This window comes from Brenneria izadpanahii, from assembly GCF_017569925.1.
GTDB lineage: Bacteria > Pseudomonadota > Gammaproteobacteria > Enterobacterales > Enterobacteriaceae > Brenneria > Brenneria izadpanahii.
On record NZ_CP050854.1, the window covers coordinates 1102062 to 1116143 of the forward strand.

At 48.4% G+C, this 14082-nt stretch carries 9 protein-coding genes and 2 pseudogenes; 9 read left to right on the forward strand and 2 right to left on the reverse strand.

What is annotated here, in order from left to right; translation table 11 throughout:
• Positions 1-64 precede the first annotated feature (64 nt).
• Both aroL and HC231_RS04855 read left to right on the forward strand, forming a co-directional pair.
• Positions 65-567, forward strand: a pseudogene (gene aroL, locus HC231_RS04850) (shikimate kinase AroL).
• A gap of 638 nt (positions 568-1205) precedes the next feature.
• Positions 1206-2425, forward strand: a pseudogene (locus HC231_RS04855) (MFS transporter).
• 49 nt (positions 2426-2474) lie between these two features.
• On the opposite strand, the gene HC231_RS04860 reads toward HC231_RS04855, so the two are convergent.
• A complete protein-coding gene (locus HC231_RS04860; protein WP_208229973.1) occupies positions 2475-3389 on the reverse strand; it encodes a LysR family transcriptional regulator in 915 nt (304 codons plus the stop codon).
• A gap of 727 nt (positions 3390-4116) precedes the next feature.
• On the opposite strand from HC231_RS04860, the gene HC231_RS04865 reads away from it, so the two are divergent.
• The 5 genes from HC231_RS04865 to HC231_RS04885 all read left to right on the forward strand — a co-directional run bounded on the left by HC231_RS04865 (position 4117) and on the right by HC231_RS04885 (position 10183).
• Positions 4117-5352: an MFS transporter gene (locus HC231_RS04865; RefSeq protein ID WP_208229974.1), complete on the forward strand. Its 1236-nt coding sequence runs from the start codon at positions 4117-4119 to the stop codon at positions 5350-5352.
• Positions 5353-5518: 166 nt separating this feature from the next.
• The gene (ydiB, locus tag HC231_RS04870; protein WP_208231225.1) at positions 5519-6385 is read left to right on the forward strand and encodes a quinate/shikimate dehydrogenase; all 867 of its coding nucleotides are present in this window, start codon (positions 5519-5521) and stop codon (positions 6383-6385) included.
• An 11-nt stretch (positions 6386-6396) separates the two neighbouring features.
• Positions 6397-7155 carry a type I 3-dehydroquinate dehydratase gene (gene aroD / locus HC231_RS04875; protein ID WP_208229975.1) on the forward strand — a complete coding sequence of 253 codons (759 nt, stop codon included), beginning with the start codon at positions 6397-6399 and terminating at the stop codon, positions 7153-7155.
• Positions 7156-7420: 265 nt separating this feature from the next.
• Positions 7421-9013, forward strand: coding sequence for an acyl CoA:acetate/3-ketoacid CoA transferase (locus HC231_RS04880; RefSeq protein WP_208229976.1), 1593 nt, complete (start codon positions 7421-7423; stop codon positions 9011-9013).
• Between the two features lie 21 nt (positions 9014-9034).
• The gene (locus HC231_RS04885; RefSeq protein ID WP_208229977.1) at positions 9035-10183 is read left to right on the forward strand and encodes an acyl-CoA dehydrogenase; all 1149 of its coding nucleotides are present in this window, start codon (positions 9035-9037) and stop codon (positions 10181-10183) included.
• Between the two features lie 440 nt (positions 10184-10623).
• Here the strand turns inward: HC231_RS04885 and HC231_RS04890 are convergent, their stop codons facing one another.
• Positions 10624-11535 carry an AraC family transcriptional regulator gene (locus HC231_RS04890; protein WP_208229978.1) on the reverse strand — a complete coding sequence of 304 codons (912 nt, stop codon included), beginning with the start codon at positions 11533-11535 and terminating at the stop codon, positions 10624-10626.
• 806 nt (positions 11536-12341) lie between these two features.
• Between HC231_RS04890 and HC231_RS04895 the strand changes: the two genes are divergently transcribed.
• Both HC231_RS04895 and HC231_RS04900 read left to right on the forward strand, forming a co-directional pair.
• Positions 12342-13106, forward strand: a complete 765-nt coding sequence (locus HC231_RS04895; RefSeq protein ID WP_208229979.1) for an electron transfer flavoprotein — start codon at positions 12342-12344, stop codon at positions 13104-13106.
• 22 nt (positions 13107-13128) lie between these two features.
• Positions 13129-14082, forward strand: coding sequence for an electron transfer flavoprotein subunit alpha (locus tag HC231_RS04900; protein WP_208229980.1), 954 nt, complete (start codon positions 13129-13131; stop codon positions 14080-14082).

Here is a 14082-nt window from a genome sequence, read left to right on the forward strand (position 1 = left end):
ATTCATGATCAACATCATCATACTTGTCGGCCCGCGCGCGTCAGGTAAAACAACGGTAGGAAAAATGCTGGCCGCCCATTTGAAACTGAATTTCATTGATACGGATGAGGTAGTCCAGACAAAAACCGGCAAGACTATCGCGCAAATCGTCGATGAGCAAGGGTGGGACAGCTTTCGAACGATTGAAAGTCGGATATTGAAAGAAGTTACGCTCTCCGGCTGTATTATCGCCACCGGAGGGGGATGGTGATCGCGCAGGAGAATCGCAATCACATGAAAAATAAAGGTATTGTTTTCTATCTTTCGACATCGGCCGAGACGGTGGTTAAGCGGCTCAAGTCGAATCCCGCGGTGAGCCAGCGTCCTTCGCTAACCGGGTTGTCGATTACCGAGGAGATAGCCGGCATTATTAAAACGCGCGATCCGCTGTATCAGGAAACCGCCCACTTTATTATTGATGCCAATAACGGCAAAGAGCAGGTCGCGCACGATATTGATGCCATTTATCGCACCTTGTTGCAAGATGCCGCAAACGATGCCGCGGCGCCGCCGCCGTTAGCGGATTGATTCTCTGATAGCGCCGGCGGTGGGCGAATGATTTCTTCCATTGCCGGGAGACGAGCGATAGCGAGTATATACGTCTATTTTTTACCGTATGACGCTGGTCATAAAAATAAATAATATGCCTTCTCTATCACAAAATTGAAAAATAAATAACTCTCATGTTGTCCGTTATTGCGTAACGCGCCGGCCTCCCTTTTTTATGCATCGATTAATTAGCCAGAATAATGTTTTATTGATGCTCAATATGACGCGGATCCCGTTTTTGTTAATTATTGCACGGGGATGTTGCCGTCGCGTTATTTTGCGCGAAGAAAGTGTGAGCGCTATAAAAAGATGAGTAACATAAAAATTCTTATGAATTTTGTCTATAGAAGTAATCTATGAGTTGCTTTCAAAAAATGAATTATTTATTCCTCATCAGAGTTGCTAGCATGGAAATATATCGAAAACGATATTTAACGCGCTCGCGCCGAATATATTCGACAATGAATTTCAACGCGCGGGAAATGACGACGTAACGACTCTTCAGGTATTTCTTATGCCCGGAACCGGGCGGCGGGAGCAGGGCTTTTTGACATCAGGACAGGAAAGACAATACCAGGCAACTACACCAAAAATATCCTTTTCTGAAAAGGCTTTCTATGAAAAACAATTACATACCGACATCCATCGGGCTATATATCAATTATCTGGTGCACGGCATGGGCGTCATATTGATGAGTCTGAATATGCCCCACTTACAACAGCAATGGCAAACCGACGCCGCCGGCGTATCGGTCGTTATCTCTTCGCTGGGGATTGGCAGACTGAGCGTGTTGCTGGTGGCGGGCATGCTTTCCGATCGCTTTGGCCGGAAACCCTTTATCTATCTGGGCATGGCCTGCTATTTGGGGTTTTTTCTGGGGATTCTCACTACGCATAGCATTGTCGTCGCTTACTGCTTCGGCTTCCTGGCGGGCATGGCGAACAGTTTCCTTGACTCCGGCACCTATCCGACATTGATGGAGGCGTTTCCCAATACCCCCAGCACGGCCAATATCCTCATCAAAGCCTTTGTTTCCGGCGGGCAGTTCACCTTGCCGCTGATAATCAGCGTGCTGGTCTGGTTCGATTTGTGGTTCGGCTGGTCGTTTCTGATCGCCGCCGGCATGATGCTGCTGAACGCGATTTATCTGTTCAAACGTCCTTTCCCTGCGCATCGCGTCCTCGCCGGCGCAGAGCAAAAACCGGATGCGCCTGAGCCGCCGGTGTTCAAGGGGTGCACCTGTTCCGTGTTGGATCTCGCCAGTTTTACCCTTTATGGCTACATTTCCATGGCTACGTTCTATTTGATCAGCCAATGGCTGTCCCAGTACGGACAGTTTGTGGCGGGGATGCCCTATACCATGGCGATCAAGCTGCTGAGTATCTATACCGCCGGTTCTCTGGTGTGCGTTTTTATTACCGCCGGGCTGGTAAAGAAGACGGTCAGTTCGACCACGCTGCTGATGCTCTATACGTTTATCTCATTTATCGCGCTGTTGACCGTGTGTCTGCATCCCACGGTTACGGCAGTGATCGTCTTCGCCTTTGTGATCGGTTTTTCCTCGGCGGGGGCGTCATGCAATTAGGTTTGACGCTGATGGCGATCCGTTTCCCTCACGCCAAGGGGAAGGCGACCGGCATTTTTTATAGCGCGGGCAGTCTGGCCACCTTCACGATCCCTTTGATCACCGCCAAACTTTCACAAATCAGCATCGCCAGCATCATGTGGTTTGATGTCGGTCTATCGGCCGCCGGTTTCCTGATTGCTTTGTTTATCGGTTATCGCAGCATGAAAGAGCGCCGCTGCACGATGAATATTAATCAGGTGCGGGTATGAATAAGCGCCTGATGAGCGTTCAGGCTCATAGAACATCACGCGTGTTATATCATCGTGCCGCGCTACTGAACTGCATGGTTTGGCAGGCGCTGAAGATGAATTTTTTGAACGTCTGGGTCGCGGGCGACAGCATCTTATCTTTGCGGGTCGCCAGATAGATATAACGCGTGGGGCCGGGATCCTTGATGCGCATGACGTGAACGTCGGAATGCGCAAGCGTGCTGATGCGCGGCATGATCGCAATACCATAATCAATGCTCACCAGCCCCACCATCGCGGTATCCTCCTCGACATAACAGGCTATCTCAGGGATCAGCTTTTTCTGCATAAACATGTTGTCGATGAACTGGCGCAACCCGCTCTTTTGCGAAAAAAAGATGAATGGATAAGGCGTGGTATCTTCCAGGGCGATTTCATGTTGATTGCGCTGCGCCAGAGGGTGATTCCGCGAGGTCACCAGCACCAGTTCCTGGCTGATTAACGGAATAAATTCGACTTCCGGCTCTTCCGGAACCAGGGAACAGATAGCCAGATCGAACTTATCCGCCTTAAGATCCTGTACGATTGATGAGGTTGTTCCCTGATAAAAACAGAAGCGTTTGTTTTCATTGCCGGGAATATGGGTAAAACGGTCGATCAACTGTGGAACCACCGTTTCCCCCATGGTGTAAATGAACGCCAGGCTGATAATGTCGTCGTGACAGCCGCTCATTTGGCGCAGCGCCAGACGGCCGTTTTCCAATTCAAGCAACGCATTTTCCACATAGGGTAAAAATATTTTACCTCCCTGCGTTATCCGCACATTCCTGCCGGATTTTTCAAATAGCATCACGCCCAGCTCTTTTTCGAGTTCGGATATCGCATGGCTTAAAGAGGGTTGGGCAATAAACAGACTCGACGCCGCTTCGGTATAATGCTGTTTTTCCGCCAGACGCTTAAAATAGTGTAATTGTTTTAAATTCATTTGGTTTCCCATGGTATTGATGAATTATTTAACATACTGCAAACCGGCTGTACGTACCGCAGAGCCAGTCACATTACGTGGCGGCGCGGCCGTTTGCAGCAGCATACATCAGACATAAGAACCTAATCGCCGCTCCGGCGATCGATATGCAAAATTATTATGGCGTCGTGCAATATAGCATGTCCTCCGGGCGATATTCCGGCGGCAAGAGACAGTAAATAAGTTGTTAATTTATGTTCATAGCGAACGGATATAGGCGACGCGGCTATTTATCATGCCGGGTAAGGCAGCCGCTATTCAGAACGGTTTATCGAGAGATAATGTTTGCCGGCTCACAGTAAGATGATAACTTTATTATAAGAATGTTTATTTTTTAAAAATTGCTGACGCCGTTTTTTCCCTCTTAGAGTAAATAAGTTTTAACTACCTCACAAAATGAAAAAATGTTTAGCGTTACAGCATTCATCACATGCCGTGTATTATTTTTGTAAACTAATACACAACTCATCAACAAGAGCCAAACGCTTCCTTCCCCGCGCGCTGCAATAAAATTGGAAACAAAAGCCTTATATGACGTATTAATTGTTGTCTCCCTTCTATACATTAAATACGGATATTAATTTAACGATGTTTTATGAGGAATATAAATTAAACGTAATCTGAAAAGTTAAGTGAAACGGCCTGCACAATCTATGTGATGAAAAACTAACAATAAACGGAGAAAAGCATGAGCCAGCTCAAGGCCTTCAATGCGCCATTTTTATTAGCCGCCATAGGTATATATCTGAGCTATTTTCTTCATGGCATCAGTGTTATTACCCTGGCGCAGAATATGACCCCTTTGGCGGAAAAATTTAACACCGATAACGCCGGTATTGCCTACGTGATTTCAGGGATCGGTCTGGGCAGACTGATCTGTATCCTGTTCTTCGGCATCATCTCCGACAAGTTCGGCAGACGCTCGGTTATTTTTCTGGGCATCGCGTTGTATCTTCTGTTCTTTTTCGGCATTCTCGCCAGCCCTAATCTCATCGTTGCGTTTATTCTGGCTTTCTGCGTCGGCGCGGCGAATGCGGCATTAGACACGGGGGGATATCCGGCGTTGATGGAGTGTTATCCCAAGACATCGGGATCCGCCGTTATTCTGCTTAAGGCGATGGTTTCTTTCGGACAGATGTTTTACCCGATGTTGGTCAGCTACCTGCTGGTGAGCCATCTCTGGTATGGCTACGCCATGATCATCCCTGGCGTGCTGTTTATTCTGGTCACGCTGCTGGTGATCAGAAGTAAATTCCCCAGCCAGACCGTCGATGCCAATATTGCCAAAGAATTGCCCCAGATGAACAGTAAACCGCTGGCATGGCTGGAAGGCGCGGCCTCTGTCGTCTTTGGCGTCGCCGCATTTTCCACATTTTACGTCATCGTCGTCTGGATGCCTAAATACGCGATGGCCTTTGCCGGCATGGCGGAAGCCGAGGCATTAAAAACCATCTCCTACTATAGTCTGGGATCGCTGGTGTGCGTATTTATCTTCGCCTTTCTGCTTAAAAGCATGGTTCGGCCGGTGTGGGCCAACGTATTTAATACCGGATTATCGGTGATTACCGCGGCCATCATCTATCTTTATCCGTCCCCGCTTGTCTGTAATGTCGGGGCGTTTGTTATTGGTTTCTCTGCCGCGGGCGGAATATTACAGCTCGGCGTTTCTGTTATGTCCGAGTTCTTCCCAAGAAGCAAAGCCAAAGTTACCAGCGTTTATATGATGATGGGCGGATTGGCGAACTTTGTTATTCCTCTGATCACCGGTTATCTATCAAATATCGGACTGCAATACATTATATTGCTGGATGTCTTGTTTGCTCTTGTCGCTTTTATTACCGCGATAATCGTCTTTGTTCGTTACTATAAAGTTTTCAAGATCCCAGAAAAAGATATGCGCTTTGGCGAACACTTTTTTCAATAAAACGGCCGGCGAATAACAAGCGGGTAAATCAAATCTAACGATATAAACATGGTTTTTAATTCAATATTGAAATGACGAATTTTGTCTATTTGCTTGGCGATATCAGCAATGGTTATCGCCGAGTTAAATGACTCAAGCATGATAATAATACCGTAAGGAGTTTATGATGGATGTTACTGCAAAATACGAACTGATTGGATTAATGGCTTATCCCATCAGACACAGTTTGTCTCCTGAAATGCAGAATAAAGCGCTGGAAGAAGTAGGTTTGCCTTATACCTATATGGCCTTTGAAGTCGATAACACGACTTTCGGTCAGGCAATTGAAGGGCTTAAAGCGTTAAAAATGCGCGGCACCGGCGTTTCCATGCCCAATAAAAAGCTGGCTTGCAAATATGTGGATGAATTAACTCCGGCAGCTAAACTGGTTGGCGCGATTAATACCATCGTAAACGACAACGGTTATCTCAAAGGATATAACACCGACGGAACGGGGCATATTCGCGCAATTAAAGAATCCGGCTTTGATATCAGGGGCAAAAAAATGGTGCTTGTCGGCGCCGGCGGGGCTTCTACGGCGATTGGCGCCCAGGCGGCAATCGAAGGCATTAAGGAAATTATGCTGTTTAACCGTAAGGATGAGTTTTACCAAGACGCGCTCGACTTCGCAAAACGGGTTAATGACAACACGGATTGCACTATTACGGTCACCGATCTGGCCGACCAGAAAGCATTCGCCAAGGCGATTGCCGGCGCCGATATCCTGACCAACGGCACGAAAGTGGGGATGAAACCGCTGGATAATGAGTGCGTCGTCAGCAACAAATCGATGCTGCGTCCGGATTTGCTGGTGTCCGAATGTGTCTACAACCCTCATATCACCAAGCTGCTGCAAATGGCAATGGACGCCGGCTGTAAAACCATCGACGGCTATGGAATGTTGCTATGGCAGGGGGCGGAGCAGTTCAAACTGTGGACCGGGAAAGAGTTTCCCCTGGAATATATTAAAAAGGTCATGGGATTCAACGCATAGAAGGGCGAAGAATGAAAACCGTAACAGTGAAAGATGTGGTGATAGGCGAAGGCGCTCCCAAAATCATCGTGTCATTGATGGGAAAAGATCTCCCGTCGATGGAGTCAGAAGCGCAATATTACAAAGATTTTGACTTTGATATCCTGGAGTTGCGTATCGATCATTTTGATGACGCGGAACATACCGATAGCGTTATCGAAGCGGTGCGCCGCATCAGGAGCATCATTCACGATAAACCGATCCTTTTCACCTTCCGCTCCGCCAAAGAAGGGGGAGAGAAGGACATATCGCCCGATGAGTATATTTCCCTGAATAAAAAGATCGTTGATAGCGGTCTGGTAGATCTCATCGACCTGGAGCTTTTTACCGGCGATCGGCTGGTAAGCGAGGCGATAGAACATGCCCATGCCCGCGGTGTGAAAGTCATCATGTCCAATCATGACTTTCATAAAACGCCGCCTAAGGACGAAATTGTCAAACGTCTGTGCAAAATGCAATCGCTGGGCGCCGATATACCTAAAATTGCGCTGATGCCGCAAAACAGAAACGATGTAGTGACACTGCTGGCGGCCACGCTGGAAATGTATGAAAAACATGCGAACCGCCCCATTATTACTATGTCCATGGCGAAACCCGGCGTTATTTCGCGTTTATCGGGGGAAACGTTTGGTTCGGCGGCCACATTCGGCGCGTTGAAAAAATCGTCTGCGCCGGGGCAGATAAATGTTAAAGATTTAAGGTCGATTTTAAATATATTACATCAATCATAAAACGGCATTTATTGAAAAATCAAATAGAGAGTTATTAGCGTTCCTGAATAACTGACTATACCCGTTATCATTTAAATGGCTGACGTGTTGTTTTCCTGCATTGGAAGAATTATTGGGTATATAAGAAAACCATGCGTATGGGTGATGGGGACTTTTATATCATTTTTCGTGGTGTCGGAATTATCAGAACCACCTTAACTGTGATGCGTTGTTTCACATTTTGAGTGGAGAAGAAAAACGAATTCGGTCATGACTAGGAGTATCTATGAAACTGGATAAACCAAAAAGAATTAATGGTAGAGTCCCCGTATTATCCGCTGAAGAGGCGGTAAAGTTTATTCCGGATGAAGCGACGCTTTGCGTGTTGGGGGCCGGCGGCGGCATTCTGGAGGCGACGACATTAATTACCGCATTATCTGAACGGTATAAAAATACACAAACGCCGCGCAATCTTTCTTTAATCAGCCCGACGGGGTTGGGCGATCGGGCGGAAAGAGGAATTAGTCCGCTGGCGCAGGAAGGTCTGGTTAAATGGGCGCTTTGCGGCCACTGGGGACAGTCTCCGCGTATTTCCGATTTGGCCGAGCAAAACAAAATCATCGCTTACAACTATCCGCAAGGCGTGTTGACGCAGGCCATCAGGGCTTCAGCCGCCCACCAGCCGGGTATATTGAGCAATATCGGTATCGGCACTTTTGTCGATCCAAGACAGCAGGGCGGTAAGCTCAATGAAGTGACCAAAGAAGAGTTGGTCAAACTGGTGGAGATCGATAATCAGGAATACCTCTTTTTTAAAGCCATAGCGCCGAATATCGCCTTTATCCGCGCCACGACCTGCGATAGCGAAGGTTATGCCTCTTTTGAAGATGAAGTGATGTATCTGGACGCGCTGGTTATCGCGCAGGCCGTGCATAACAACGGCGGCATTGTGATGATGCAGGTGCAGAAGATGGTTAAAAAAGCGACCCTTCATCCCAAGTCCGTCAGAATACCCGGCTATCTGGTGGATATTGTCGTCGTCGATCCGGCCCAAACGCAGCTTTATGGCGGCGCGCCGGTTAACCGCTTCATTTCCGGCGATTTTGTGCTTGATGACAGCGCTAGGCTGGAGATCCCGCTGAATCAGCGCAAACTGGTGGCGCGGCGCGCGCTGTTTGAAATGCGTAAAGGCGCGGTAGGGAACGTCGGGGTCGGGATCGCCGACGGTATCGGTCTGGTCGCCAGGGAAGAAGGCTGCGCCGACGACTTCGTCTTGACGGTTGAAACCGGCCCGATAGGCGGCATCACCACGCAAGGCGTCGCCTTCGGCGCCAATGTTAATACGCGCGCTATTCTGGATATGACCTCCCAATTCGATTTTTATCACGGCGGCGGATTGGACGTCTGTTATTTGAGTTTTGCTGAAATAGACCAGCACGGTAATGTCGGCGTCCATAAATTTAACGGAAAAATTATGGGCACCGGGGGATTTATCGATATCAGCGCGACGTCGAAAAAAATTATATTTTGCGGAACATTAACCGCCGGAAGTTTAAAAACCGAAGTCGGATCAGGAAAACTGAAAATTATTCAGGAAGGCAGGGTCAAGAAATTTATAAAAGAGATACCGGAAATTACATTCAGCGGAAAAATCGCGCTGGAACGCGGGCTGGATGTTCGTTATATCACCGAACGCGCGGTATTCACCTTGAAACAAGACGGCCTGCATTTAGTTGAAATCGCGCCCGGTGTGGATTTGGAAAAAGATATCTTATCTCAAATGGACTTCAAACCCATTATATCCAGTGACTTGAAATTGATGGATGAAAGAATGTTTTATGACAAAGTCATGGGGTTTATTTTACCTGAAGGCGAATAATAATAAGTAGGAGTACAGATTATGGACTTTGCTTTAACCGAAGAGCAAGAACTGCTGCTTGCAAGTATCCGGGAACTTATTACCAATAATTTCCCCGAAGAGTATTTCAGAACATGCGATCAAACGGGCACCTACCCTAAAGAATTTATGCAGGCGCTATCTGATAATGGTATTTCCTTATTGGGCGTGCCGGAGGAGTATAACGGCATACCGGCCGATTATGTGACGCAAATGCTGGCGCTGATGGAAGTCTCGAAATGCGGCGCTCCCGCATTCCTGATCACCAACGGACAGTGTATTCACAGTATGCTGAGATTCGGTTCGCCGGAGCAGCTGCGGAAAACGGCGGAAAGCACATTAGCCACCGGCGATCCCGCCTATGCGCTGGCTCTTACCGAACCCGGCGCAGGTTCGGACAACAATAGCGCGACAACCACATACACGCGCAGGAATGGCAAAGTGTATTTGAACGGCCAGAAGACGTTTATTACAGGGGCGAAAGAATATCCCTATATGCTGGTGCTGGCCCGGGATCCTGAACCCAAGGATCCGAAGAAAGCCTTTACCCTCTGGTGGGTTGAATCAGATCGTCCGGGCATCAAAATCAACCCGCTGCATAAAATTGGCTGGCATATGCTAAGCACATGCGAAGTCTATCTGGATAATGTCGAGGTGGATGAAAGCGATAGGGTGGGTGAAGAAGGCATGGGCTTCCTGAATGTGATGTATAACTTTGAAATGGAACGTCTCATCAATGCCGCCCGCAGTACCGGCTTCGCGGAGTGCGCCTTTGAAGACGCCGCCAGATACGCCAATCAGCGCATTCAGTTTGGCAAGCCAATCGGCCATAACCAGATGATTCAGGAAAAGCTGGCTTTAATGGCGATCAAGACCGAAAACATGCGCAACATGGTGTTGAAGGTGGCCTGGCAGGCGGATATGCATCAGTCATTAAGAACCAGCGCGGCGTTGTGTAAGCTGTATTGCGCCCGTACCGCGCTTGAAGTTATTGATGACGCGATACAAATCATGGGCGGATTGGGTTATACCGATGATGCGCGCGTTTCCCGATTCTGGCGCGACGTTCGTTGTGAAAGGATTGGCGGCGGAACGGATGAAATTATGATCTATATCGCCGGCCGCCAGATTCTGAAGGATTATCAGAATTAATTTAATGCATTATAAAAAATCAGTTCACGCTTGGCGGCGTGAACTGATTGCGTTTGATGACAAACTTTCCGGTTCTAACCCCACCCCGTCCCTCCCCTTCGCAGGGGAGGGGGTTTTAATCAGTTTGCTCCTTCCCTTCGCAGGGGAGGCGGATTTTAATCAGTCAGCACCTTCTCTTCGCAGGGAGGGGGTTTTAATCAGTTAGCTCCTTCCCTTCGCCGGGGTGGGGTTTTAATCAGTTAGCTCCTTCCCTTCGCCGGGGTGGGGGTTTTAATCAGTTAGCTCCTTCCCTTCGCAGGGGTGGGGGTTTTAATCAGTTAGCTCCTTCCCTTCGCAGGGGAGGCGGGCTCCTCCCCCTGACAAGGGGGAGGATGGGTGGGGGTAATTAACGGCGCTATTTGAACTTTATCAACAGGAGAAAAGGGATTGCATGATGATATTCAGATTAACATTCCCTGATTTTCATCGCACCCTGTAATATATTCCTGATTGTTGAGATCGTTTTTAAACTGTTTCCTGTATTCGGAGGGAGAACACCCGACGTGCCGAATAAACAATTTTGTGAAGTGGTCGACATTATCGTACCCGACTCTGAAAGAAATTTCGTTCAGGCATAACTCCGTATTGGTCAATGAAAATTTGGCTTCCGTGATGCGGCGGCGAATAACATAGTTGATGGGGGAAATGTTATATTCTTTAGTAAATTCATGGCAAATATAGCTTACGCTGGCCCGGAATTTTTTTGCAAGCTGATCCAGGGTGATTTTTTCTCTGTAGTTATTATTTAAATAAACCAAAATATCTTTTACCAGAACGTCTTTAATTATATGCCCGGAATCAGTTCGGTAGGCGCTTTTGAAATTGTCGTAAAAGATGACCGTCAGCGCATAGCCAAAAGCATCATAAACGGATGACGCGGTACTGTCTTTTTGTTTGGGCAATATCATGCTGATTTCTTGAAAAATGCTCTTTATAACATCTTTGTTTTTGACGCTGGAAACAACGGGACATGAGTTCGGCTGCATGATCCGGCCTTCATCGAGCCCCTTGATCTTGAAGCCGTAAACCGCGCAGGTATAGGTCGTTGCGGGCGATGCGCTATCAGACGCCACGGCGTGCAGGCTGCCGCGCTCGATGATCACGATATCGCCGGCCTGGGCTACATAGTCCGACGAGTCTATGGTGAGTCTGGCGACGCCGTTTTTCACATAGATCAGTTCGGTTTCCGCTTCATGCATGTGATGACCAGACTCCCAGTTGGGGTCATCGCTAATTACGTATCTGGATAACTTGGGCATCAATCCGTTTTCAAAAATGGTATCCGCTTTATTGTCAAACCAATACTGATACATGACTACCTCCGCTTTTAATCGTAAGGTGTAAGCCAATTATTAGATGATGCGATAATATAGCAACCGATGACAGTTATAACATGGATCCAGCGCGCGAAAACAAGATTGTTTGTATGCCATGCAAGATAGTACGTCAGCGAAAAAGTACAATAAAACACCCGGCCGCTACAGCAAATTATCTATTTATCTTCTCTCCGTTACGAACCGATCAAGACCATAATATACAAATTTTATACGTCGGATTTACAATGCTAACGTGATTTTATTTTTTTCATCAATATCATGAGAATCCTCGCTAAAAAACGATCATATTTATGATGTGCGTCACATCCTTTTTTTCTCATTTATATCGGCATGTTAATTTCATGTTTAACGTTGTTCTATCCTTGCGTATTACTTTGTCTGAACAAATAAAAAATAAATAATTAACACGCCATTATAGGCCGCCTGTTTTTTTGCAAGATAGTTGGTAACTAAAACATATTATCATGTCGTTTTTTATCCCAAACCGTATCAATATATCACCATAAATTTTATATATCCCTTTGAGATAAATAGATTTTGTCCCCAATGTTCCCTCATTGGGAAAACAAGGCATTCGTCCATTTATTGAGTGGATATACCCCAAATCAGGGGATATCGATGTTTAACCGGAGAAAAACATGCAAAAAATATCTCCCTCTTCATTTATTGCCAGCAATCGGCATCTATCTGAATCGTTTTATTCACCCGCAGGGGCATCGCCATTCAGCTTCAGACGCCTTTGCCGCTGATCCGAATATCTGTTATTGCCGATAGGAGATACCATGAAAATCATAACCTGCTTTAAGCTGGTGCCCGAAGAGCAAGACATTGTGGTCACCGCGGAACAGACGCTCAACTTTGATCGCGCCGACGCCAAAATCAGCCAGTTCGACCTGAATGCCATTGAAGCCGCCGTTCAACTGGCCGGCGATGATGGTCAGGTAACGGCGCTCAGCGCGGGCGGTAAGTTTTTGCAAAATACCAAGGTGCGTAAAGACGTGCTGTCGCGCGGTCCGCAAGCGCTCTATTTGGTTCAGGATCCGCATCTGGAACAGGCGTTGCCGAAAGATACCGCGCAGGCTCTGGCCGCCGCCGCCGGTAAAATCGGATTCGATCTGCTGCTGTTCGGCGAAGGGTCCGGCGATCTGTACGCGCAACAGGTCGGGCTGCTGGTCGGCGAGATGCTGCAGCTTCCCACGGTCAACGCCGTCAGCCATATCCAGATTACCGATAACCGCGTTCTGGTCGAACGCACTCTGGAAGAGGAAGTGGAAGTGCTGGAGTTACCGCTTCCGGCCGTGCTTTGCGTCACTTCAGATATCAATGTTCCTAAAATTCCGACCATGAAGGCCATTCTCGGCGCAGGGAAAAAACCGGTAACGCAATGGCAGGCCGGCGATATAGGTTGGACCCCCGCTCAGCCCTATTCCGAACTTATCAATGTCCGTGTGCCGCCGCAGGCGGAACGCAAACACATCATTATTGAAAGCGATACGCCAGAAGCGATTGGTGAATTGGCGGAACATCTGAAAAAAGTGCTGAACTAATCCGAGACGGAGAGAAATCACCATGAGTAAATTAACGAATGTATGGGTGTTCAGCGACAATCTCGATCGCTACGCCGAATTGTTGGCGGGAGCCCGCCAGTGGGGAGAACGGGTCAACGTACTGGTTCAGGACGCCGACGCAGTGCCGTCCGTTAAGCCGCTGGGTGCGGATATGCTCTATGTCTTGGGGGAAAAATCCGCCCTGCAGCGTATAGAAAACTATGCGGAAACCATTGCCTCCCTTCTGGAAAAACCGGCCGCTCAGCAACGGCCCGTCTCCCTGATCCTGATATCCGCCACCAAACGCGGCAAGGCGCTGGCGGCCCGACTGAGCGTTCTGCTCGATGCCGCGGCGGTGAACGACGTCACCACGCTGACCGTCGGCGATGACGGCGTTTATGCCGAACACCGGATGTACGGCGGTCTGGCGTTCGGGAAAGAAAAAATCAACACGCCGATTGCCATCGTCACTTTGGCGCCCGGCGCCGTAGAGCCGGCATCGGCGGATCAAGCGCGCGACTGCCCGGTTTCCCAGGCGAATTACGTCGCCCCCCGTCAGGAAATTTTGTGTAAGGAACGCCGCGCGAAATCGCTGAGCAGCGTTGACCTGAGTAAAGCCAAGCGCGTGGTCGGCGTGGGCCGCGGTCTGGTTTCCCAGGACGATCTGCGCATGGTACAGGAACTGGCGACGCTGCTCGGCGCGGAAGTCGGCTGTTCCCGGCCGATTGCCGAAGGCGAACACTGGATGGAGCGCGAACGCTATATCGGCGTCTCAGGCGTACTGCTGAAGTCCGATCTTTACCTGACGCTGGGGATCTCCGGGCAGATCCAGCATATGGTCGGGGGCAACGGCGCGAAAACCATCGTCGCCATCAATAAAGACAAGAACGCGCCTATCTTCAAATACGCCGACTACGGTCTGGTCGGGGATATTTATAAAGTGGTTCCCGCTCTGATAGCGCAACTGACCCGTTAA

Coding starts and splice junctions, on each gene's coding strand:
- HC231_RS04865 (WP_208229974.1), top strand. CDS start 4,117: ATGAGCCAGCTCAAGGCCTTCAATGCGCCATTTTTATTAGCCGCCATA.
- ydiB (WP_208231225.1), top strand. CDS start 5,519: ATGGATGTTACTGCAAAATACGAACTGATTGGATTAATGGCTTATCCC.
- HC231_RS04900 (WP_208229980.1), top strand. CDS start 13,129: ATGAGTAAATTAACGAATGTATGGGTGTTCAGCGACAATCTCGATCGC.
- HC231_RS04890 (WP_208229978.1), bottom strand. CDS start 11,535: ATGTATCAGTATTGGTTTGACAATAAAGCGGATACCATTTTTGAAAAC.
- HC231_RS04895 (WP_208229979.1), top strand. CDS start 12,342: ATGAAAATCATAACCTGCTTTAAGCTGGTGCCCGAAGAGCAAGACATT.
- aroD (WP_208229975.1), top strand. CDS start 6,397: ATGAAAACCGTAACAGTGAAAGATGTGGTGATAGGCGAAGGCGCTCCC.
- HC231_RS04860 (WP_208229973.1), bottom strand. CDS start 3,389: ATGAATTTAAAACAATTACACTATTTTAAGCGTCTGGCGGAAAAACAG.
- HC231_RS04880 (WP_208229976.1), top strand. CDS start 7,421: ATGAAACTGGATAAACCAAAAAGAATTAATGGTAGAGTCCCCGTATTA.
- HC231_RS04885 (WP_208229977.1), top strand. CDS start 9,035: ATGGACTTTGCTTTAACCGAAGAGCAAGAACTGCTGCTTGCAAGTATC.